Origin of the sequence: Streptomyces sp. NPDC050423 (assembly GCF_040655445.1) — a bacterium.
GTDB lineage: Bacteria > Actinomycetota > Actinomycetes > Streptomycetales > Streptomycetaceae > Streptomyces.
The window spans coordinates 55,658-78,033 of record NZ_JBFAJY010000010.1; the positions used below are offsets into that span (position 1 = coordinate 55,658).

19 protein-coding genes are annotated in these 22,376 nt (G+C 71.4%); 9 read left to right on the forward strand and 10 right to left on the reverse strand.

The genetic code is table 11. The features are described from left to right. The first annotated feature begins 44 nt into the window (after window positions 1-44). Entirely contained in the window at window positions 45-1,505 is a 1,461-nt protein-coding gene (locus AB0I52_RS10245) for a PucR family transcriptional regulator (RefSeq protein WP_363070834.1), read from the forward strand. 117 nt (window positions 1,506-1,622) lie between these two features. Here AB0I52_RS10245 and AB0I52_RS10250 read toward each other — a convergent pair whose 3' ends face one another. Then, the gene (locus AB0I52_RS10250) at window positions 1,623-1,940 is read right to left on the reverse strand and encodes a hypothetical protein (protein ID WP_363070836.1); all 318 of its coding nucleotides are present in this window, start codon (window positions 1,938-1,940) and stop codon (window positions 1,623-1,625) included. Continuing rightward, window positions 1,937-2,242, reverse strand: coding sequence for a hypothetical protein (locus tag AB0I52_RS10255; RefSeq protein ID WP_363070838.1), 306 nt, complete (start codon window positions 2,240-2,242; stop codon window positions 1,937-1,939). Before AB0I52_RS10255 ends, AB0I52_RS10250 begins: the two co-directional genes overlap by 4 nt. A gap of 226 nt (window positions 2,243-2,468) precedes the next feature. Between AB0I52_RS10255 and AB0I52_RS10260 the strand changes: the two genes are divergently transcribed. Then, a complete protein-coding gene (locus tag AB0I52_RS10260) occupies window positions 2,469-3,263 on the forward strand; it encodes a helix-turn-helix transcriptional regulator (protein WP_363070840.1) in 795 nt (264 codons plus the stop codon). Next, window positions 3,256-3,477, forward strand: coding sequence for a DUF397 domain-containing protein (locus AB0I52_RS10265; protein WP_362959850.1), 222 nt, complete (start codon window positions 3,256-3,258; stop codon window positions 3,475-3,477). Before AB0I52_RS10260 ends, AB0I52_RS10265 begins: the two co-directional genes overlap by 8 nt. Before the next feature lie 57 nt (window positions 3,478-3,534). On the opposite strand, the gene AB0I52_RS10270 is transcribed toward AB0I52_RS10265, so the two are convergent. The 4 genes from AB0I52_RS10270 to AB0I52_RS10285 all read right to left on the reverse strand — a co-directional run bounded on the left by AB0I52_RS10270 (window position 3,535) and on the right by AB0I52_RS10285 (window position 7,410). Beyond that, window positions 3,535-3,747, reverse strand: a complete 213-nt coding sequence (locus AB0I52_RS10270; protein WP_363070996.1) for a restriction endonuclease subunit S — start codon at window positions 3,745-3,747, stop codon at window positions 3,535-3,537. Between the two features lie 628 nt (window positions 3,748-4,375). Then, a complete protein-coding gene (locus AB0I52_RS10275) occupies window positions 4,376-4,594 on the reverse strand; it encodes a WD40 repeat domain-containing protein (RefSeq protein WP_363070842.1) in 219 nt (72 codons plus the stop codon). 152 nt (window positions 4,595-4,746) lie between these two features. Beyond that, window positions 4,747-6,681 carry a hypothetical protein gene (locus AB0I52_RS10280; RefSeq protein WP_363070844.1) on the reverse strand — a complete coding sequence of 645 codons (1,935 nt, stop codon included), beginning with the start codon at window positions 6,679-6,681 and terminating at the stop codon, window positions 4,747-4,749. Window positions 6,682-6,930: 249 nt separating this feature from the next. Further along, window positions 6,931-7,410 carry a hypothetical protein gene (locus tag AB0I52_RS10285; RefSeq protein WP_363070846.1) on the reverse strand — a complete coding sequence of 160 codons (480 nt, stop codon included), beginning with the start codon at window positions 7,408-7,410 and terminating at the stop codon, window positions 6,931-6,933. 419 nt (window positions 7,411-7,829) lie between these two features. On the opposite strand from AB0I52_RS10285, the gene AB0I52_RS10290 reads away from it, so the two are divergent. The 3 genes from AB0I52_RS10290 (at window position 7,830) to AB0I52_RS10300 (ending at window position 10,939) form a co-directional block, all read left to right on the forward strand. Beyond that, complete coding sequence (locus tag AB0I52_RS10290) at window positions 7,830-8,987, forward strand: acyl-CoA dehydrogenase family protein (RefSeq protein ID WP_123471245.1); 1,158 nt, start codon at window positions 7,830-7,832, stop codon at window positions 8,985-8,987. A 19-nt stretch (window positions 8,988-9,006) separates the two neighbouring features. Then, on the forward strand, window positions 9,007-9,894 hold the full coding sequence (gene tesB, locus AB0I52_RS10295) for an acyl-CoA thioesterase II (protein ID WP_363070848.1): 888 nt from the start codon (window positions 9,007-9,009) through the stop codon (window positions 9,892-9,894). A 76-nt stretch (window positions 9,895-9,970) separates the two neighbouring features. Beyond that, window positions 9,971-10,939: a cation diffusion facilitator family transporter gene (locus AB0I52_RS10300; RefSeq protein ID WP_363070850.1), complete on the forward strand. Its 969-nt coding sequence runs from the start codon at window positions 9,971-9,973 to the stop codon at window positions 10,937-10,939. 61 nt (window positions 10,940-11,000) lie between these two features. Here AB0I52_RS10300 and AB0I52_RS10305 read toward each other — a convergent pair whose 3' ends face one another. Beyond that, window positions 11,001-11,780, reverse strand: coding sequence for a phosphatase (locus tag AB0I52_RS10305; protein WP_363070852.1), 780 nt, complete (start codon window positions 11,778-11,780; stop codon window positions 11,001-11,003). A 365-nt stretch (window positions 11,781-12,145) separates the two neighbouring features. On the opposite strand from AB0I52_RS10305, the gene AB0I52_RS10310 reads away from it, so the two are divergent. Together AB0I52_RS10310 and AB0I52_RS10315 are read left to right on the forward strand one after the other, a co-directional pair. Beyond that, complete coding sequence (locus AB0I52_RS10310; protein ID WP_363070854.1) at window positions 12,146-13,819, forward strand: cellulose synthase catalytic subunit; 1,674 nt, start codon at window positions 12,146-12,148, stop codon at window positions 13,817-13,819. 14 nt (window positions 13,820-13,833) lie between these two features. Further along, window positions 13,834-16,815, forward strand: a complete 2,982-nt coding sequence (locus AB0I52_RS10315; RefSeq protein ID WP_363070856.1) for an acyltransferase family protein — start codon at window positions 13,834-13,836, stop codon at window positions 16,813-16,815. On the opposite strand, the gene AB0I52_RS10320 is transcribed toward AB0I52_RS10315, so the two are convergent. From AB0I52_RS10320 to AB0I52_RS10330, 3 genes are all read right to left on the reverse strand, one after another. Next, window positions 16,775-18,223, reverse strand: a complete 1,449-nt coding sequence (locus AB0I52_RS10320) for a DUF6056 family protein (RefSeq protein WP_363070858.1) — start codon at window positions 18,221-18,223, stop codon at window positions 16,775-16,777. The two genes, AB0I52_RS10315 and AB0I52_RS10320, sit on opposite strands and share 41 nt — an antisense overlap. 136 nt (window positions 18,224-18,359) lie before the next feature. Beyond that, a complete protein-coding gene (locus tag AB0I52_RS10325) occupies window positions 18,360-19,796 on the reverse strand; it encodes a glycosyltransferase (RefSeq protein WP_363070859.1) in 1,437 nt (478 codons plus the stop codon). 140 nt (window positions 19,797-19,936) lie between these two features. Next, window positions 19,937-20,662, reverse strand: a complete 726-nt coding sequence (locus AB0I52_RS10330; protein ID WP_363070861.1) for a TetR/AcrR family transcriptional regulator — start codon at window positions 20,660-20,662, stop codon at window positions 19,937-19,939. 96 nt (window positions 20,663-20,758) lie between these two features. Between AB0I52_RS10330 and AB0I52_RS10335 the strand changes: the two genes are divergently transcribed. Then, window positions 20,759-22,366 carry a carboxyl transferase domain-containing protein gene (locus AB0I52_RS10335; protein WP_363070863.1) on the forward strand — a complete coding sequence of 536 codons (1,608 nt, stop codon included), beginning with the start codon at window positions 20,759-20,761 and terminating at the stop codon, window positions 22,364-22,366. Window positions 22,367-22,376: the final 10 nt, after the last annotated feature.

A 22,376-nucleotide genomic window follows, 5' to 3' on the forward strand; every position in this document is an offset into this window, starting at 1 on the left:
GTATGTTTCATCCATTCTCGCCGCACTGAACGGATGAACCATCCATGCCGGAACTCCCCGCCGGACCGACGGCACCGCCGACCCCGCCCATCCGGCTGACCGAGCTGCTCGCCCGGGAGGAGCTCGGGCTGCGCGGCATCGCGGGACCGGCCGAGGCGGAGCTGCTGTGGGTGCACACCTCGGAGATGGCCGACCCGTACCCGTATCTGCTCGGCGGCGAGCTGCTGCTGAGCGCCGGGGTACTGCTCACGGACCCGGACACCTATGTGTCCCGCCTGGTCGAGGCGGGGGCGGCGGCGCTCGGTTTCGGGGTGCGGCCGGTGCACGAGACGGTGCCCGCGGAGCTGGTCGCGGCGTGCGACCGGTACGGGCTGCCGCTGATCGAGGTGCCGCCGGAGACCCCGTTCACGGCGATCACCCGCGCGGTATGGCGGCTGATGGCGGAGGCCCGGCTGCGCGAGCTGCGCCGGGTGACGCGCGCCCAGCAGGCCCTGGCGACGGCGGCGGCCAGGACCGATCCGGTGCCGGCCGTGCTGCACCAGCTGGCCGCCCAGCTGGACGGGCGGGCGGTCCTGCTCACGGCCCAGGGCGAGGAGCTGCACGCGGCGGGCCGGACACCGGCCCCCGATGTGCGGGCCGCGCTCACCCGGCTCTCCCGGGTGGTCGCGCCGGTCGTACGCCCCGCGCCCGCCTCGGCCACCGACACCCTGGGGACCACCCACCTCGCCGCGTACGCGCTCGGCGTCGGGCAGGGGCTCGTCCTGACGCTGGCGACCGAGCGGCGCGAGCCGGGCGACCACACCATCGCCGGGGTCGCGGTCGTCCTGCTCTCCCTGCTGGCCGCCCCGCACCAGGGCGCCGACGCCGCGGGCCGCTCGGCGGCGCTGGTCCGGCTGCTGCTGGGCGCGGACCCGGCGGGCGTCGCCCCGCTGCTGGGCGGCGCGGAGCAGTGGACGGTGGTGCACGCGCGCCGCGGCGGCGGCGACCCGGTGGACCCGCTCACGGCCGGGGCGCTCGGCGCGGCCCTGGGCTCGGCGCTGGTCGACGGGGGCCGGGGCCGCGACGCGGTACGGGTGCTGGTGCCCGGCGGCGACCGGATCACCCCGCAGCCCGGCTGGACGCTCGGCGCGTCCGCCCCCGCCGCGATCACCGCACTGGACGTGGCCGACGCCCAGGCGTCCCGCGCCCTCGGCCGCGCGGAGGCGACCCGCACCCCGCTCTCGTACCACCGCACGGACACCGGCCGCGGCCTGACCGCGCTGATCCCCCGGGAGGCCGCGGAGGCGCACGCCCGCGCCCTGCTCGCCCCACTGACCGAGCCCCTCGCCGAGACGCTGCGCTGCTGGCTGAGCCTGCACGGCAGCTGGGACCGCACGGCGACGGCCCTCCAGGTCCACCGCAACACCGTCCGCCAGCGCATCGGGCGGTGCGCGGTGCTGCTGGGGGTGGACCTGGACGACATGGACGTGCGCACGGAGTTGTGGGTGGCGCTCCGGCAGGGGTGAGCGCGCGATCGCGCACGCCCCGGACGATCCGTCCTGGAAGGCATCCCGGTCTTCACCGGAACCTGGCCACCCTGGATGTGAACGTCACCGATCTGACCTCGGCCGCTCGAAACCGGATCAGTCTCCGGACGCGGGCTCGTCGTACGCGGGTACGGGGAGGCGGGCGCCTCTGCTCTCGGCGATCCGTTGAACGTCACGCAGGGCCTCGGCCATCCTGGCGGCGAGGAAGCGGAGCTGCGCGGAGGTCACCTGGCGGTCGGGGATCATGTCGGTCGCGTGGTCGAGCAGCTCCTGGCACATGGAGAGCTGCACGGCCTCGATGTCATCGGCGAGGCGGGAGACGTATCCGGTCCCGTCCGTGTCGAGATAGCAGGGCTTGCCTTCCGGGCCGGACCACGGAAGCAGCCGAAGGGCACCGCCCCTGCCGCTGATCATGCGGGCACCGCCATGCCGTGGATGACGCGCGGCCCGACGTCGACGCCGTGCACGGCGAGCCAGAGGGCACGGCGCCGTGCGCACTGCCGGCGCATTTCCTCGTTTCGTTCATGGACGAGGAGGTACGGGCGGACCAGTGCGGTGTCCTCGCCCCGCAGCATGTACGTGTGCCGTGGCCGCGGAGCGGCGGGCGCGCGCAGGGGTGGCGGGTAGAGATCCGCCTCGGTGGAGCGACGAGGGCCCGGGGCGGGCGCCAGGAGCCGTAGCAGAGGCTCGAAGATTCGGGCGATACAGTCCAACACGTCGTCAACTCCGTCAGGTTCGGTTGATGGCCATGCCCCCGGGCCGTGTACAGCGGTCGCGGGGGTCCTGCGTGTGCGGGCCGGCACAGGGCACACCCCTCCTTCGCCGTAGCGGGCAACAGGAAGGGCAGCTCTGTGTAGCGATCCACTCACAGAGTGAGACGGTGCGGGCTAGGCTCGCCAGGGGTTACTTGGTGACGAATGATCTGTCACACGGGAGTTGAAGATGCGTAATTGCTATGGGGACTGGCTCAAGGAACAGCGCCTGGCAGCGGGAATGACGCAACAGGAGCTGGCCGACGCGGCGGTCATGACCCGTTCGCACATCGCGCACATCGAGGCGGGACGCCGCATCCCTTCGAAGGAGGACGCGCGGCGGCTGGACAGGGCGCTGGGCACGGGGAATGTGCTGAGCAGCTTCCTGCCGGAGGACGACTCGGCGGTGGCCGACTACTTCGAGGCGGCCTGGCAGCTTGAGCAGCAAGCCACGATGATCCGCGAGTTCGGGTTGTCCTACGTGCCTGGCATCCTTCAGACGGAACGGTACGCACGTGCGGTTCTGAACGCGGACTTCCCCCCGAGGGGTGAAGAGGAACGTGACAGGCTCGTCGTCACACGGATTGAACGCTCAAAGATCCTCACCGATCCCGTGACGCCCGTAGTGTGGGCGCTACTGGATGAGGCGGTCCTGCACCGCCCGATCGGCAGCGCGGGTGTCATGGCGGAACAGCTCATGCACGTCGTCGGCCTCGGCGAAAGCGGGCGCGTACGTGCACACCTGTTGCCACGGAGCGCGGGCGCTCACCCGCTCATGCAGAGCATGTTGACACTGATGTGGTTCGAGGACCAGCCTCCGGTGGCTTACAGCGAAGGCCTGTCCATCGGCAAGGTGCACGACTCTCCGGCTGTGGTCGAGCGGCTGCGCAGCGCCTACGATCTCGCAATGAGCGACGCACTGCCACTGACGGAGTCACTTGCCCTGATAAGGGCGACAGCGAAGGAATACGGACATCATGACTGACCCCACCGTCCTCGACGCCGCCACCCTTCACGGCTGGCGCAAGTCGTCCTACAGCGGGTCCGAAGGCGGGAGCTGCGTCGAGGTGGCGGACGGGTACCCGTCGAGGGTCCCCGTCCGAGACTCCAAGGTCCCGCACGGCCCCGCACTGGTGATCCCGACAGCCGGTTGGTCGTCGTTCGTCACGGCTGTCAAAGCTGGCGCCTTCCACGTCTGACCCGACGTACAACCGGCCCCTGTCGCGCGACAGGGGCCTTGTCACATCCCAGCCCGATCAGACCCTGCCACCCAGCAGATCATCCACAAGCCCCGCCTTGAGGGCGTGCAGCTTGGCCGGCTCGGCCTGTTCGTTCTCGATCTGCGCGTCGCAGGAATGAAGCAGATCGACGATCCTTCGCTGCTCTGCCAGATCGGCCGGCATGTCAATCTCCAGCTCACGCAGACGGGTCGGATTGACGTTGACCTGCTGGACGGCGCCTGTCGAAATCGACCCGGACGCGCTGACGGACCAACGGGTGCATCAACCACTCGACGAGATACTCCGGGAGCAGCCGGTCACGGTCAGGGTCAACCCCGGCTGCCTCTACATCGGGCGGGAAGCACCGGGCGTGTGGCCTGACCGAGATTCTTGGCCATCGTCTTCGTGAGCTGAACCGGGAGTCGGCGCAGTCGGAGAAGTTGGCCGCCCGGAACCCGGAGAAGCGACGGCCGGGTGATCGGGACGGTGAACGCCATCAGCGCCAAGACCAAGTTGCCGTCGTAGCCGACCCCTGGCCGGCCCAGGACATTGACCAGGGGGCGTTCTCCTCCTTGAACCCGCTGGCCTCTCAGCGCTCCTGCCAGGTCTTTCCCGACAGCGCCTTCAGGTGCCCGAACAGCCTCCGGACGCCGGCCATGCGTTTCTCCGCCAGCGAGCGGCTCTGGATCGGCCACACGTGACGAGCCAGCTCACACAGATCGTCGATGCCGGCCTGCGACAGGTCGCCGAACGGGACCGTAGGCTTTTCGGGCCGTGGAGTTGGAGCCGCCTTGAGTGATGCGCTCGCAGCGGAATGCCGTTGCTGAGCTCTTGGGGCGGCGTGGATATCGGGAAGGCCATCCGTGGGACGGGTTGTTCAGGATGTACAGGCGTCGATTAGCGGTTCGTCGGACGCGTATTCCTCCCACTCTTCTGGTGTGGGTGCTCCTACGCCTGAGCACAGCGCGGCATACATGTTTGTGAACAACCGCATCTTGGCGAGGTAGACCGTGCCATCGTCGTTGGCGGTGGCGAGGAGGCTCCCGTCAGGACTGAACACCACGCCGTTCATCTTGCCGGGGGATTCGGGCAGCACAGCATGCCGTTTCGCTGCTGCTTGTTGAGGAGATGGCCCATGGCATGGCGTGCTTGGTTCGTGGGGGAGGCGTGCCAGGCTGCGGCGGCGAGGCGGCAGGCGGTAACGAATTCCCCGGTACTGATGTGATGGCGGCGGTCAGGTCAGAACGGCTAGCCCTGGACGGCCAGGACGGCCAGGACGACCAAGCCGCCCAGACCGACCAGGACGACCAGGCCGCCCAGTCCGCCCAGGCCGACCTGGTCGACCAGGCCGACCAGGACAACCAGGCCGACCAGGCCGCCCAGGCCGCGCAGGACGACCAGGCCGCCCAGGCTGCGCAGGCCGCCCAGGCTGCGCAGGACGGCCAGGACGGCCAGGACGACCAGGCCGACCAGGCCGACCAGGCCTTCCAGGCTACGCAGGCCTTCCAGGCCACCCATGCTGCGCAGGCTGCCCAGGCCGCCCAGGACGGCCAGGACGGCGATGAGGGTGCGGCGGATACGGGTGCCGCGGCGGGCTGCGCGGTGGCCGGTCAGGAGGAACTCGGCCGCGTCGGCGGTGGGCTGTGGGTAGCGCTCGGGGTCGGCTGTCCAGCGGTCGGCCGCGGCGCGGGCTTCGGCCAGCCGGGCGGCCGGGTACAGGTACGCCTTGTGCTTCTGGTGGTCGATCCAGGTGGTGGTGTCGGTCAGCAGTTGGCTGTGCAGGGCCCGGTCGAGGCGGTCGCCCTCCAGCCACGTGGTGAGCTGGTGCCAGGAGGTGAGCAGCACGTCGTGGGCGATCTCGACGCCGGTGCCGTCGGTGACCAGGAGCCGGCGCGCGGCGAACGCCGCGACCACCGCGTCCACCTCGGCCGGGTCTGCGGTGCACGCCGCGCGGAGCTGCGCGACGCTCAGGCGGCGGCGGGCCAGACGCCCGTCCGGGGCCACGATCGTCAGCAGCGTGAACACCACGCTCGCGATCGTCTGCCGTTCGGGGGGCAGGTCGTCGTAGAGGGTCTGGGCGCTGCGGTTGACCGCGTCAGTGGTCCCGCCGCCGCGCCGGTAGGCACGCAGGTCCAGTTCCCCTCCGGGTTCGCGGTGCTCCCACGCGGCGTACATCGCCTGGGAGACCAGGGGCAGCACTCCCGCTCCGAAGCCTTCCGCAGCCGGGTCGCCGGAGCGCACCTCATCCACTACCGCGTCGACGACCGCTTCGTCGACGCCAAGGCCCGCTTCGGCGGCCGGGCCGGTGACCGCGGACCGCAGCTCCGCCTCGCTCATTGGTGTGATCGCGAACACCTCGGCGTCGATCGCCTCGGCCAGCAGCGGGAAGCGCAGCGCCTGGTCCAGGAAGTCACCCCGGACCGCTGCCACCACCATCGCGGCCGGTGCTCCGCCCGGCTCGGCCGGAGTCGTCGCCGCCCGCAGTGCCGCGAAGAACGCGGCCCGCTCCTCCCGGCCCTGCTCGCTCTCCTGGGCGAGGGTGAACAACTCCTCCAGCTGATCGACCACCAGCACCAGCCGGGGCGCCCGCCCACCCACACTGGAATCCGTGTCGACACCCGCAGCCAGGTCTGTGTGGGTGCGGGTTGTGCGGATCACCTGCTCGATCAGTTGCGGCACAGCCTGGGGGGCGTCCCGCAGCGAGCGGTCCACCGATACCACGTCCACCCCGGCCATTCGGGCCAGCCCGTGTGCCAGTTCCCGCAGCGGCTGTCCTGTGGGAGTCATACTCAGCACCGGCCATCGCCCCAGCTCACCCCGTGCCAGGAGCGGTAACATCCCGGCCTGCAGCAGCGACGATTTGCCCGCTCCCGAGGCTCCCACCACGACCAGCATGCCTTGGGGCAGTCGCGTCATCAGCCGTTCGACCAGCCGCTCGGCCACCGCGTCGCGGCCGTAGAACACCCGCTCGTGCCGTTGGAGGAACGGTGCCAGTCCCAGATACGGGCAGTCCGACCAGGCCCCCTCCCGGACCAGCTCCTCCCCGGACCGCACATGGATGTGGGAGCCCCCTTCGATCCACGTGAAGTCCCGGCCCTGGTACAGGGCGCCCTGCGAACCGCCGCTCACCGCATTACGGACAGTCCCCCCGTCCACCGCCGCGGACTCCGCCTCGTCACGCATTCCTACCCCCGTCGCAGACCGCGGCCCTGACAGCCACCGCAGGCGCCCAACACTCGTCGCGGGTTCGACTACACGCGCACCGGCCGGGCAGACACCACCGTCACCGGCAACAGAACCCGGTACCTCGAACTCCCTTAGCGCGCACGCTACTTGCCACGCCGCGCAGGCCCCGACGGCACCAGCAAGAACAAGCCGGAATTCCGTTAGCCACCGCACCCGCCGGGTGACTACCCGGCGTGGGGACGCCGCCTACGCACTCTCCTCCCCGGCCTGGGCCGAAGACCCCGAGGCGCCGAAACGCACCCCGGAGATACGCGCCGCCTGAAAGAGCGGCGCGTGGAACTCCCCGTCGGAGATGGTGTTGTGCACGCTCACCGCAGGCTGCTGCGGCACCTGCGGCCGCAGTTCGTCGAGCAGCCGGCGCAGTTCGTCGGCCGTCGACGGATCACCGCGCAGCAGTCGGCGCAATCGCGCCTCCCACTCCTGCGTGATGTCGGCCGCGGTCGCCTCGTCCTGAGACGCACGAGCGATCACCAGCGCCTCCCGGGATGCCTGCAACTGCTCGGCCTGCGACCGCTCGATCTGTGCCGGCTCACCGGCCGACCGGTCACCGCCGCGAGCGAAGAGCCCCGCCACCCTGTCACGCGCCTGCGCCCAGACATCCGAGACCATCAACCCGACCAGCGTCGTCGCCCCCGAAGCCGCCAACGCGGCCAACTCGGCTTCCACACGTCCCCCTTCGCGGCGCCGCGCCCACGCACGACCGCCACCACCCACCGTAGACCGGTCCCGGACGCTTCCGTCGGAAATGCCCAGATGATCGGCCACGGCGTCATCTCGAACACCGCATCAGGTCCGCCGCGATCGATCATCTACCCGAATGCGGTCCTGCTGTGCGGACTCGAGAGGGGGACTGTCAGAGCCAGAGGCAGGGCTCTGTACGGGAGACAGACCCGTCGGCCGGCTCCACCGGGTTTGCCGAACGGCTGATCATTCCGGAGCCCTCTCCCGTACCGCCGCCGGGAAGGGTGCACAGGAGGGCGTGCTCAGCATCACCCTGGACAGCTCCAGTGACTGCCGGGTAACTTTTAACCAAGGCTGAGCAAGCGCTTAGCCGAGCCGAGCGAAGCCGACCAGGGAGGCACCCCGTGCGCCGTACGGTATTCAACGAGGACCACGAGGCGTTCCGGGAGACCATCCGCGCCTTCATCGCGGCCGAGGTCGTGCCGGTGTACGACGAGTGGTTCGCCGCCGGCGTGGTGCCGCGCGAGTTCTACGGCAAGCTCGGCGAGCTGGGTGTCTTCGGCATCACGGTGGACGAGGAGTACGACGGCGCGGGTATCGACTCGCACAAGTACGAGGCCGTCATCTATGAGGAGACCGCCCGCGCGGGCGTCTCCTTCGGCGGCTCCGGGGTGCACACCCTGCTCGGCCTGCCCTACATCAAGATGCTCGCCACCGACGAGCAGAAGAAGCGCTGGCTGCCGAAGTTCACCACCGGCGAGGAGATGTGGGCCCTGGCGATGACCGAGCCGGGCACCGGCTCCGACGTCGCGGGCATGAAGACCACCGCCAAGCTCTCCGAGGACGGCACGCACTACGTCCTCAACGGCGCCAAGACCTTCATCACCGGCGGCGTGCACGCCGACCGCGTCATCGTCTGCGCCCGCACCTCCGCCCCCCGCGAGGACGACCGCCGCTTCGGCATCTCGCTCTTCGCCGTCGACACCAAGTCCGCGGGCTACTCGGTGGGCCGCAAGCTCGACAAGCTCGGCCTGCGCACCTCCGACACCGCCGAGCTGGCGTTCGTCGATGTCAAGGTCCCGGCCGAGGACCTGCTCGGCGAGGAGAACAAGGGCTTCGGCTACCTCGGCACCAACCTGGCCTCCGAGCGCTGGGGCATCGCCTTCGGCGCGTACGCGCAGGCCGCGGCCGCCGTCCGGTTCGCCAAGGAGTACGTGCTGGACCGCACCGTCTTCGGCAAGACCGTCGCCTCGTTCCAGAACACCAAGTTCGAGCTGGCCGCCTGCCAGGCCGAGGTCGACGCGGCCCAGGCCGTCGCCGACCGCGCGCTCGAAGCACTGGACCAGGGCGAGCTGACCGCCGCCGAGGCCGCCTCCGCGAAGCTGTTCTGCACCGAGGTCGCGCACCGCGTCATCGACCGCTGCCTCCAGCTGCACGGCGGCTACGGCTTCATGAACGAGTACCCGATCGCCCGCCTGTACGCGGACAACCGGGTCAACCGCATCTACGGCGGCACCAGCGAGGTCATGAAGTCGATCATCGCCAAGTCCATGGGCCTTTAGAGCGGCTACGTTCTTCTCCATGAGCACAGCACACGATCCCCTGCTCGATCTGCTCCAGCTGCTCGACCTGGAGCAGATCGAGCGGGACATCTTCCGGGGCACGAGCCGTTCGGCGCTCGTGCCCCGTGTCTTCGGCGGGCAGGTCGCGGCCCAGGCGCTGGTCGCCGCGGGCCGCACCGTCCCGGCCGACCGGACCGCCCACTCGCTGCACTCGTACTTCCTGCGCGCGGGCGACCCGGGCGCGCCGATCGTCTACAGCGTCGACCGGATCCGGGACGGGCGCTCCTTCACCACCCGGCGGGTCGTCGCCGTCCAGCACGGGCAGCCGATCTTCCACCTCTCCGCGTCCTTCCAGACGTACGAGGAGGGCCTGGAGCACCAGGCGGACATGCCGGCCGCACCCGACCCGGAGACGCTGCCCACGGCCGCCGAGATGCTGCCGCGCCACGCGCACCGGTTCAGCGATCCGGGTGTCGTGGACCGGCTGATCGAGGCACGGGCCGCGGTCGATCTGCGGTACGTGGACGTCCCGCCGTTCGGCACCGTCGGGGAGCCGCGCGAGCCGCGTTCGCAGGTGTGGTTCCGTACCAACGGCAAGCTGGCGGACGACCCGCTGCTGCACGTCTGCATGGCGACGTACGTGTCCGACATGACACTGCTCGACTCGGTGCTCCTCGCCCACGGGCGCGGCGGCTGGGCGGTCGGTGACGTGGTGGGCGCGAGCCTGGACCACGCGATGTGGTTCCACCGGCCGTTCCGGGCCGACGAGTGGCTGCTGTACGACCAGGAGTCGCCGTCCGCGTCCGGCGGGCGCGGGCTGGGCCAGGCCCGTATCTACACGCAGGACGGCCGGCTGGCGATCACCGTCATCCAGGAGGGCGTCGTCCGGGTCCCCCGCGGACACTGAACAGGACACCGTGCGGCAACGCAGGACACTGTGCGGCAGCTCCGGCATATTACGCAAGTCCGACATACTCGCCACCATGAGTGACGAGAAATCAGCCGGCGACGAGTCCACGTTCACCGTCGTCGTCGCCGCGGCCGCCAATCTGGGGATCGCCGTGGCGAAGGCCGTCGCGGGGCTGATCAGCGGATCGAGCGCGATGCTCTCCGAGGCGGCCCACTCGGTCGCCGACACCGTCACCGAACTGCTGCTGCTCACCGCGCTCAAGCGCAGCGAGAAGCCCGCCGACGAGGAACACCCGCTGGGGTACGGCCCCGAGCGGTACATCTGGGCGATGCTCGCCTCCGTCGCCACCTTCGTCGGCGGCGCGGTCTTCTCGGTCTACGACGGCATCCACACCCTGGTCGAGGGCGAGAACCTCGGTGATCCGCTCGTCTCGTACATCGTGCTGGGCGTGGCCTTCCTGCTGGAGGGCTACTCGCTGCGCACCGGGCTGCGGCAGGTGCGCCGGGAGGCCGTCCGGCTGGACACCCCCGCCACCCGCTACTTCCGGCTCACCCCGGACACCGCGGTCAAGGCTGTCGTCATGGAGGACTCGGCGGCGCTGGTGGGTCTGCTGCTGGCCGCGGGCGGGCTGCTCGGGGGCCAGTTGTCGGGCTCCGGGGTCTGGGACGGTGTCGCGTCGATCCTGATCGGCGCGCTGCTCGTGTACGTGGCCTGGGTGCTCGGCCGGTCCAACGCCCAGCTGCTGATCGGCCGGCCGGTGTCGCCGTCGATGCGGGAGGGGGTGCGGGAGGAGCTGCTGACCGTGCCGCACATCATCGACGTACTGGAGCTGACCACGCTCATCCAGGGGCCGGCCGAGATCCTGATCGCCGCCAAGATCGACTTCCGGGACGTGGCCAGTGCCGAGCAGGTCGAGTGGGCCTGCGAGGAGGCCGAGCAGCAGTTGCGGGAGCGGTATCCGTCGATCCGGCGGGTCTATCTGGACCCGACGCCGGGGCTGGAGCAGCGGCGCCGGGCCCGTGCCGCCGGACGGAACCCCTGAGGCGTCGCAGGAGGCAGCCCGGCCCCGTCCTTCCCGCGCGGGGCGTCGCGGCGCCCCCCGCTCAGAGCAGTCCGGCCGCGCCCAGCAGGTAGTCCGTCATCGGGTCGTAGAACCGCGGGTCCAGCACGTGGTCGTCCAGCGGGACGGCCACCTGGAGGGTGCCCTCGGACTCCCCCAGGAACAGCGCGGGGTCGTTGCAGTCCGCGTATCCGATGGCGTCGAGGCCGCGCTGCGCCGCGCACCCGGCCCAGCCGTGGTCGGCGACGACCAGGTCGGGCATGGGGCGCCCCTCCCGCTCCAGGCCGTCCAGGATCGCCGCCATCGGGGCCGGGGAGTGGGTGTGCCAGAGGGTCGCGCCGCGCTCCTGCACGGCGACGTCCGCGAACTGGAAGACCATGCCCTCGTCCGCCATCAACCCGGACGGGATCCGGACGATCTCGCAGCCGGCCGCCCCCAGGGCGGTCGCCGTCCGGCGGTGGACGTCCAGCAGACCGCCCGGGTGGCCGGTGGCGAACAGCACCCGCTCGGAGCCGTCGGCCGCCTTGCGCAGCCGGGCCGCCGCGCGGTCCAGGGCGGCGACAGTCAGCTCGGGGTCGATGGTGTCCTGGCCGAACCGGTGCTCCGGGTCGTCGCTGACCCCGCACCGCTCGGCCATCACGGCCAGCACGTCCTGCTCGTCGCGCCACCGGTCGCCGAGCTCCAGGCCCAGCCAGAAGTGGCGGTCGCCGTTGGCGAGCTTGCGGTAGTGGGAGAGGTTGTTGTCGCGCGGGGTCGCGACGTCTCCGGCTATACGCGTACGGACGAGGTGTTCGACGAGGGCGGCGCGGCTGGGTATCGGCATGAACCCATTGTGCCGTCAGGTGTGCGCTGTGTGCCGTTCGTATGAAGCGGCCGGCGGTTCCGGGCCCGGGAACGCGGGGCGGATGCCGCAGCGGCGGCGGCCGGAGGCCGCCGGTGGCACGGGTCCGGAGCCGCGGGACGGCCTCCTCGGGATGTTGGGTGACTGTTAACCCACGTGTGACCTGGAACTTCCCGCTCCATCCGGACCGGATCATGGAATAGGTCCAGACCACTCCCGGCGGAATTCCGGACCACCCCCGCACGCCCGGCCGACGTCTCACTCCCCGATCACGGGCGAATGGTCTATACCTTTGGCGCTAGGGTGGGTCCGTAGATACCGGGACATGCACAGCCGTGGGGGGCTTTATGACCGTGCATCACTTACCTCAACCTCCGTCCGACCAAGAGCTCTACTGGTACTTCGGGCCACAGCGCCGCTGGGTGCTGATCAGCTCCTCGCTCGCCTTCGTGCTCACGGCGGCGGCCATGTTCACCTTCGCCCTGCGCACCCCGGCCCTGTGGGCCTTTCTCGCGGTGCTCTGCCTGAACGTCGTCGCCCTCGCGCTCTCGTCGGTCAACAGCCTGCGCCAGCGCCGGCTCACCAGGCGCTCGCACGAAGTGCTCGTGCACGCCTGGGACCCGGCCGAGCTGCCGAGCGTCGACCTCTACCTGCCGACCTGCGGGGAACCCCTGCCGGTCCTGGACAACGCCTACCGGGCGGTCGCGGACCTGGACTGGCCCGGCGCGCTGACCGTCTGGGTGCTGGACGACGCGGACAGCCCCGAAGTGGCCGCCCTCGCCGCCGAGTTCGGCTACCGCTATGTCGTACGGCCCGACCGCGGCCATCTGAAGAAGGCGGGCAACCTCAATCACGCGCTCACCCTGAGCAGCGCTCAGTACATCGCCATCCTGGACGCGGACTTCGCGCCCCGGCCCGACTTCCTGCGCCATCTCGTGCCGTACCTGGCCGACCCGGGCGTCGGCATCGTGCAGAGCCCGCAGTGCTTCGACACCGACGAGACGATGGAGTGGATCCAGCGCGCCGCCGGATCGGCCCAGGAGTGGTTCTTCCGCTGGATCCAGCCGTCCCGGGACGCGAGCGACGCGGCGATCTGCTGCGGCAGCAACGCGGTCTACCGGCGCAGCGCCATCGATCTGGCGGGCGGCTTCGCCCGGCTCGACCACAGCGAGGACCTGTACACCGGACTCGCCCTGTACGAGCAGGGGTTCCGGACCCTGTACGTGCCGGTGCTGGTGGCCAAGGGCACCTCGCCGGACAACCTCGCGTCCTTCCTCAACCAGCAGTACCGCTGGGCGATGGGCAATCTGCATCTCATCGGGACCCCGGTCCTCAAGCGGACGGGTGCCCCGTGGCGGATGCGGCTCTGCTTCCACGAGGGCGTCGTCGGCTACCTGACGACGGTGGTGAACACCTTCGCGGCCCCGCTGCCGCCGCTGGTGATGATGTTCTGGTACCCGGATCAGATCCGGCCCTGGCACGTGCTGCCGCTGCTCGCGCCACTGTGGCTGTGGCACGTGCTGCTGCCGCGGATCAGCCGGACCCGCTGGCGGATCGAGGTGATCCGGGCCAACGTCCTGATGAGCGTGGCCGCCGGAGCCGCCTTCCTGCACACCCTGCGCGGCCACAGTGCGGCGTGGGTGCCCACCGGGGCCGGCGGCGGGAAGCCGGGCACGATGGCGCGGCGCGTGGTGCTCGTCTCGCTCGGCTGGCTGTGCTGCTCCACCGGAGCGGCGGCGGCCGGCCTCGCCCTGGCCGTCGCCCGCAACGGCTGGGAGCCCAACTGGGGGCTCGGCCTCTACCTGCTGGTGCAGCTCCAGATCAACGTCCCCCTGATCAGGGACCTGTTGACCGGGCTGCGCCCGGCCGCCGCCCCGCGCCGGCCCGCACCGGCCCGGCGGCGCACCCGCTCCGTGCTGCCCCGACGCTGGCCCGAAACGCTCGCCGTGACGGTCACGCTCCTGCTCACCGCTCTGCTCGCTTCCGGCTGGGTCGATCCGATGCTGCCCTGGCTGAGCTGAAAGGCCCTCGTACGATGCCCACCCTCGCCCCTTCCGCTCCGCGGCCCGGGAGCAGCGCCGCCCCCGGATCACCACCCGGTGGCGCCGGACCCGGTGCCTCGGGTTCCCGCCGGTCCGCGTTCCGCCCCGACATCGAGGGGCTGCGCGCGTTCGCGGTCCTCTCGGTCCTCGCCTTCCACGCGTCCGTACCCGCACTGGCCGGCGGGTTCGTCGGCGTGGACGTCTTCTTCGTCATTTCCGGCTACCTGATCACCGGGCTGCTGGTGCGGGAGGCCGTCACCACCGGCCGGATCCGGCTGGGCGAGTTCTTCGCCCGCCGGGCCCGCCGGCTGCTGCCCTCGGCCGCCGTGGTGCTGGTCGCGGTCGCGGTGGCCGGGGCCTGGCTGACCGTCCCGCTGCGCCGCACGGATCTGGAGAACGACGTCGTGGCGTCGGCCCTGTCCGTCGCCAACTGGCGTTTCGTCCAGCAGCAGACCGACTACCTGGCCGCCGGGCAGGACGAGAGCCCGCTGCTGCACTTCTGGTCGCTGGCGGTGGAGGAACAGTTCTATCTGTGCTGGGCCCCGCTGCTCGCCGTCCTCGCGGTCCTCGTCGCACGCTCGGCGCGCCGGGGGCGGGCGCTGCGGCCGGCGGCGCTCGCCCTCACCGCCCTGCTGACGCTCGGCACCTTCGCCCTCTCGCTGCGCTGGACGGGCGACTCCGTCTCGCTGGCGTACCTCGGAACGCCGTCGCGGGTCTGGCAGTTCGGTGTCGGCGCGCTGCTGGCCCTGCTGCCGTGGCATCTGCTGCGCGGGCCGCGCCCGCTGCGGCTGCTGTGCGGCTGGGCGGGGGCGGCGGCGCTCGTGTGGTGCGTACTGCGCTACGACGCCTCGACGCCGTACCCCGGATACGCGGCGCTCGTCCCGACCCTGGCCACGGCCGCGGTCATCCTGGCCGGGACACCCGGACGGAGCCCGGACGGACCGGCTGGGTACGGGGCGGGGGCCGGGGTCGGGCGGCTGCTGTCCATGCGGGCTCCCGGGGCGGTCGGCCGGCTCTCGTACACCCTGTACCTCTGGCACTGGCCGGTGCTCGTCCTGGCCGAGGCCCGCTTCGGTGCCCTCGGCTGGCCCGCCAGGACGGCGCTGACGCTCGCCTCGGCGCTGCCCGCCCTGGCGACCACGCGCTGGGTCGAACGGCCACTGCGGCACAGCCGTACGCTCTCCGAACTGCCCCGGCGCGGGCTGTCGTTGGGGCTCGCGGCGGTGGTCGTGCCGGTGACTCTGGCGCTGGTGGTGGGCACCACCACGCTGCATCTGCTGGGCCCGGCCGCCCCGGTGGACGCGAAGGGGCTGCCGCCGGGAGCGGCCGACGGACCCTCGCTGCTGACGCGGACCGGTGCGCCCGCCGATGGCCCCGTGGTGCCGAGCCCGGTGCAGGCCCGCAAGAGCTTCCCGCCGGACGGGGCGTGCGAGGTGGCGCCACCGGTGACGAGCAGCCCGCCGTGCCTGTTCGGGGCGGTGGACAGTCCGCACCGGATCGTCCTGCTCGGCGACTCGCACGCCGGGCAGTGGTTCTCACCATTGCTCAGCCTCGCCGCCAAACGCGGCTGGGCCCTCCAGGAGCTGGTGAAGCAGGGCTGCCCCCTCCCCGAACTGTCGGTGGTGAACCCGCAGTTGGGGCGCACGTACCGCGAGTGCGACAGCTGGCGGGCCGACAGTCTGGCCCGGCTGCGCAAGGGGCCGAAGCCCGAGCTGATCGTGATCGGCTCCCTGAACCGCTACACCGATGACCAGGAACTGCTGCTCAGGGGCTGGGAGAAGACCCTGACGCCGCTGCGCGCGCTCGGGGTGCCGGTGGTCTACATCGAGGACACCCCGGTGCCGGGGACCGACGTCCCGGCGTGCGTCTCCGGTCACCTGACGGACCCGGAGGCCTGCGCCTTCGGCCGGGAAGAGGCGCGGTGGCCCGATCCGCTGGCGCGGAAGGCGGCAGCCGGCGCGCTGCCCGGGGTGCGGACCGTGGAGGTGAACTCGGTGCTGTGCCCGGCCGCCGGGACCACCTGCCCGGCGGTCCTGGACCGGGTCCTGCTCTACCGGGACGACGCCCATCTGACCGACGTCGCGGCCGTGGTGCTGGCGCCGCGGCTCGAACGGCTGCTCATGCGGACCGGCGCGCCGGCGGCGGACGGCTGGACCCGGCTGCTGCACGAGGACTTCGACGGGCCCGCGGGCAGCCGCCCGGCCGCCTCCCGGTGGCAGTACGACCGCGGCAGCTGTTATCCGGGCTGCCCGGCCCCGCAATGGGGCACCGGGGAGATCGAGACGATGACGGACTCCACGGACAACGTCCGCCTCGACGGGAAGGGTGCGCTGGAGATCGTGCCCACCCGGCGCGAGGGGCGATGGTACTCGGGCCGCATCGAGTCCCGGCGCTCCGACTTCGCCCCGCCGCCCGGCGGCGTCCTGCGGATCGAGGCGTCGATCGCCCTGCCGGACGTCACGGGTGCGGCGGCGGCCGGCTACTGGCCGGCCTTCTGGACCATGGGCGCCGAGCTGCGCGTCGGGTACACGGGGTGGCCGGCCACCGGTGAACTCGACGTGATGGAGTCCGTCAACGGCCGGGACGCCGTCTTCGGCACCATGCACTGCGGCACCCTGGACGGCGGTCCCTGCGAGGAGCCGGTGGGGCTCACCTCGCCCCGGCAGAAGTGCTCCGGCTGTCGCGGCGCGTTCCACTCGTACGCCGTGGAGGTCGACACCGCACCCGGTGCCGAGGAGGTCCGCTGGTATCTGGACGGCCGGGTGTTCCACCGGGTGAAGGCGTCCGGCATGGACGCGGCCACCTGGGACCGGGCGGTGAAGCAGGGCCAGTTCCTGATCCTGAACGTCGCGGTGGGCGGCGCGCTGCCGGCCGCCGACGGCGCCACGCCGGGGCCCGCGACGGAGCCCGGTCACCCGATGCGGGTGGCCGAGGTCAGCGTGTCGGCCCGGGAGCGGGCCGGGTCGCGTAGGTGATCCGCTTCAGGTGGTAGTACTGCGCCGTGCAGGGGGCCGGCCAGATACTGCGGCCGTGGTGGCCGAACGGGTCGCGCATCTGCCCCACCGAGGCCGGTACGTACGGCAGGACCTCGGCACCCCGGGCCACCTCCTTGCGCAGCAGCCGGTCCTGGCGGTCCCAGTGCCGGGCGCGTACGCCCATGTCGTGCGCGAGGCCGGTCAGCGGCACGGCCAGCCCCACGCAGACCGCCGCGCAGAGCACCGCCGCCGTTCCCGTCGCGGCGGCGGTGCCCCGCCCCCGGACGCGCAGGGCATCACCGAGCAGGGCGCCGAGTGCGACGAGCAGCAGCACGAGCAGGAAGAGGAAGTCGTTCCAGGTGCGGGTGCCATACGTCATCATGTTGTGCTCGAAGGCGGGGAGGGTGACGAGGGTGCAGAGGTATCCGGACACCAGGAACGCCCCCACCGCCGCCAGGGCCGGGAGGAGCGGCCGGCCGCGCAGCGGTCCGTCGCCGGCCGGGTCGCCCGCGCGCAGCAGCAGACCGAGCAGCACGCCGACGGCGAGTGCGCCGAGGTAGGCCCAGGTGGTGAGGACGGTCCCCAGGATGTCGCCGAAGGTCCCCAGCGCGTCGGCCAGCGATCCGGTGTCGACCATGGACGTGGCGCCGGCGCCGAACCGCCCACGGCGGACACGGGACCCCGGCGACGTATAGATGATGATCATCCCCGCCACCACGGCGGCCAGCGCGACGCCGCACCACAGGCGGGTGCGGTCGCGGGCGGGGCCCGGCAGCGACCGGAGACTGAGCAGCAGGGCTGTGCAGAGCAGGACGGCCGAGACGATCGCGGTCCCTTCCGAGAGGGTCCCGACGAAGAGCCCGGCCACGACGGCGACGCACAGCGCGAGGATCCGCCCGCGCCGCGACCGGGCCCGCAGCAGCGGGATCACCGCGGCGGCGGCCAGCGCCGGGGCGACGGTGTGCGAGACGGAGGAGGCCGGCCAGTAGAACGTCTTGTACGTGTTGGGGGTGGCGAAGAAGAACACCACCACGGTCATCGACGCGACGAGCAGCGGCACTCCGCGCGGCGCGGTCCGCCCGGCGCCGCGCAGCGCGGCCGGGACCAACGCCCACACCACGGCCAGGATCAGCAGCCCGCTGACCGTGGCGTACCACTGGTGGCCCGCCACGCCCCCGGCCCCGTAGAGCGCGACCATCAGCGCGTTGGCGATGCGCCCGTTGTCGTGCAGGTAGAACTTCCCGATCATGCCAAAGACGCCCTCGTCCCGCAGTACGGGCAGGAAGCACCAGTCGTCGCCGCCCGGCCGCACCAGCCGCCCGATCCAGAAGGACGTGCCCAGCAGGGCCAGCGGGAACACGGTGAGGACGGCCGCCCAGAGCGGGATGCGGGATCTCGGGGCCCGCACGCGGTCCTGCCGGTGGGGCTCGTGCCCCGTCCTGGGCGGGGTGTCCGCTGTTCCCGATGCTTCCGCGGTCATGGAGGTGCCGGTGCCCTTCGTGCGGTGCCCTTGCGTACGTGTGCCGTGCCGGTGCCGTGGGAGGTCAGTCGCCGGAGCGGCCGGCCCGGGAGCCGGCCAGCGGTTCCGGTCGCGGGGACACGGCCGCGCCGGAGGTGATCGCCCACCGGGCGAGCAGGAAGGAGAACGGGGTGGCGAGAATTCCGGCGATGAGCGCGGCGATGTTCTTTCCCATGCCCAGATGACTCACTCCGACGTAGAGCAGGGCCCCGGACAGGACGAGATTGACGACGCTCGACAGCGGAAAGCGGACGAAGGCCCGCCAGGTCGGACTGGTCCGGCAGGTGATGTAGGAATTGAGCAGGAAGGAGCCGACGATACTGACGCAGTAGCCGATGACGTGGGCGGTCAGATACGGAATCCAGTGGTTGAGCGTCGCGTACACGGACAGGTAGACCGCCGTATTGACGACCCCGATCATGGCGAAGGTGATGAATTGGCGCACGGTCCGGAAACGGCCCGACCCTAGGGCACTCGCGCCGCCACCCCTCACCCGTAACGGCATGTCGGGTGCGGCGGGAGCGGCGGGAGCGGGCTGCTCGCTGGTTTCCCGGATCAGGTAGTGGGGGCGGTTCTTCGTCTCGCAGTAGATGCGGCCGACGTATTCACCGACGATTCCGAGCGTGGCCAGCTGGATCCCGCCGAGCGCCACGACGGCGGTGAGCAGGGTGGTGTAGCCGGGCACCCCCACTCCGTGGCGCGCCACGTCCACGATGATCCACAGGGCGTACCCCATCGCCGCCAGGGCCAGCAGGAGGCCGGCGTAGACGGCCAGCCGCAGGGGGCGGTTGTTGAAGGAGATCAGCCCGTCGATGCCGTAGTTGAGCAGCCGCCTGCCGCCCCACTTGGAGCGCCCCGCCACCCGCTCGGCGTTGTGGTAGGTGAAGCTGGTGGTGTCGAAGCCGATCCAGGAGAAGATCCCCTTGGAGAACCGGTTGGACTCGGGGAGCGCGAGCACACTGTCCACCGCGCGGCGGGACAGCAGCCGGAAGTCGCCCTCGCCGTCGACCACCGACACGTCCATGAAGTGCCCCATGGTGCGGTAGTAGGAGCGGCTGGCGAACGAGCGCAGGGCGCCCTCGCCCTCGCGGTCGCGCCGGGCGATCACCTGGTCGTATCCGTGCCCGCTCAACTCCATCATGCGGGGCAGGAGTTCGGGCGGGTGCTGGAGATCGGCGTCCATCAGCACCACGGAATCCCCGCGGGCCATACGGAGTCCGGCGAGCATGGCGGCCTCCTTGCCGAAATTGCGGCTGAAGGCGGTGTACCGGACCCTTTCGTCGACGGCGGACAGGTGGATCAGTTCGGCACGGGTGCGATCTTCGCTGCCGTCGTCGACATAGCAGACCTCGAAGCTCTTCCCGGTGGGTTCGAGGGCGGCGACCAGAGTGCGGTGAAACACCTTGACGGCCTCGTCCTCGTTGAAACAAGGGACGACGATCGATACCTGGCAGCTTTTCATTCAATTCCCCATCAGGCGCGGACGCGACCGTCCCGAAGCCTATGTCCGCACCCTGCCGAAACAACTCAGGCGAAAGGGAGTCGCGGGGAAAAGTCTGCACGGATTCGCACCAGGTGGTCCGTGGCGTGCTTTCCGGCGGCCTATTCCGGAATACCGTCCGGCGACGGCCGCGCTCCGCCCGCCGCGTCGAACGCGCCCCGGGCCAGCCGGTGCAGCAGCGCCGCCGTGTCCGTGCGGTCGGGCAGGGCGCCGGGGCGGCTCAGGTCCTGTCCGGAGTCCCCCCGCGGCGTCGCGACGTCCGGTGCCGCCCCTTCTCCCGCGCCGGGACTCCGGACGGGACCCAGGTGCGGGGTGGAGTTCAGCAGGCCGAAGACGGCGTGCACCGCGGCGCGCGCCTCGTGCTCGGGGAGGTCCGGGTAGAGGTCGCGGACGACGCCGACCCACACCTCGACGTACTGCCGCTGGAGCCGGCGCACCCGCTTGCGGTCGGTGTCCCGCAGGCGGTCCAGCTCCCGGTCGTGCAGGGTGATCAGGGGGCGGTCGTCGAGGGCGAAGTCGATGTGCCCCGCGATGAGCGCGTCCAGGAGTGCTCCCCGTGACCCGTCGCGGGAGGCCGCGTCCTGGGACACGCGCAGCTCCCCGCCGGCCAGCAGCCGCTCGCTGATGCCGACCAGCAGCTCGGCGAGCATCGCGTCCTTGCCGGGGAAGTGGCGGTAGAGGCCGGGGCCGCTGATGCCGACGGCGGCACCTATCTCGTCGACGCCGACGCCGTGGAAACCGCGCTCGGCGAAGAGGCGCGCGGCCTCCTTGAGGATCTGCTCACGGCGGGTGGGAGCCGCGACGCGGGCGGCGGCATGGGTGCTCATGACCAGTCATTCTAGACAGGGGGGTTAGCGATCGTTAACCTGTGGTTGACGTTAACGCTCACTAACACCGCAGTACGGGCAAGGGGGCTCGACAGGATGCAGCAGGCACCGGTGCTGGCGAGCGCGGCCGATCCCGCCTCCGAGGCCTGGCAGGCCAACGAGGCGGCGCATCACGCGCTCACCGACGAGCTGCGCAAGCGGCTCGCCACGGCCAGGCTCGGCGGGGGTGAGAAGGCCCGCGCCCGGCATGTGGCGCGCGGCAAGCTGCTGCCCAGGGAGCGGGTGGACACCCTGCTCGATCCGGGCTCCCCCTTCCTGGAGCTGGCCCCGCTGGCGGCCGAGGGGCTGTACGGGGGCGCCGCACCGGCCGCCGGGGTGATCGCCGGCATCGGGCGGGTCAGCGGCCGGGAGTGCGTGATCGTCGCCAATGACGCGACCGTCAAGGGCGGCACGTACTACCCGATGACCGTGAAGAAGCACCTGCGGGCCCAGGAGGTGGCGCTGGAGAACCGCCTCCCCTGCCTGTACCTGGTGGACTCGGGCGGCGCCTTCCTGCCGATGCAGGACGAGGTGTTCCCCGACCGGGAGCACTTCGGGCGGATCTTCTACAACCAGGCCCGGATGTCCGGGGCCGGCATCCCGCAGATCGCGGCGGTGCTCGGGTCCTGCACGGCCGGCGGGGCGTACGTCCCCGCGATGAGCGACGAGGCCGTGATCGTCCGGAACCAGGGGACGATCTTCCTGGGCGGGCCGCCGCTGGTGAAGGCCGCGACCGGCGAGGTCGTGACGGCCGAGGAGCTGGGCGGCGGCGAGGTCCACTCCCGTACGTCCGGGGTCACCGACCACCTCGCCGAGGACGACGCGCACGCGCTGCGGATCGTGCGCGACATCGTGGCCACCCTGCCGGACCGGGGCGCGCTCCCCTGGTCCGTGCGCCCGGCCGACGAGCCGGCGGTCGATCCCGCCGGTCTGTACGGGGCCGTGCCCGTCGACTCCCGCACCCCGTACGACGTACGGGAGGTGATCGCCCGGGTCGTCGACGGTTCGCGCTTCGCGGAGTTCAAGGCCGAGTACGGGACGACGCTGATCACCGGCTTCGCGCACATCCACGGCCACCCGGTCGGGATCGTCGCCAACAACGGCATCCTGTTCTCCGAGTCCGCCCAGAAGGGCGCGCACTTCATCGAGCTGTGCGACCAGCGGGGCATCCCGCTGATCTTCCTCCAGAACATCTCCGGATTCATGGTGGGCCGCGACTACGAGGCCGGCGGCATCGCCAAGCACGGCGCCAAGATGGTCACCGCCGTCGCCTGCACCCGGGTGCCGAAGCTGACCGTGGTGGTCGGCGGGTCCTACGGCGCGGGCAACTACTCGATGTGCGGCCGGGCCTACAGCCCCCGCTTCCTGTGGATGTGGCCCAACGCCAAGATCTCCGTCATGGGCGGCGAGCAGGCCGCGTCCGTCCTCGCCACGGTCAAGCGCGACCAGCTGGGCGACGACTGGAGCGCCGAGGACGAGGAGTCCTTCAAGGCCCCGATCCGCGAGCAGTACGAGACCCAGGGCAACGCGTACTACGCCACCGCCCGGCTCTGGGACGACGGCGTGATCGACCCGATGGAGACCCGGCAGGTGCTGGGGCTCGCCCTGACCGCCTGCGCCAACGCCCCGTTGGGCGATGCCGGTTTCGGCGTCTTCCGGATGTGAGGAATCAGAT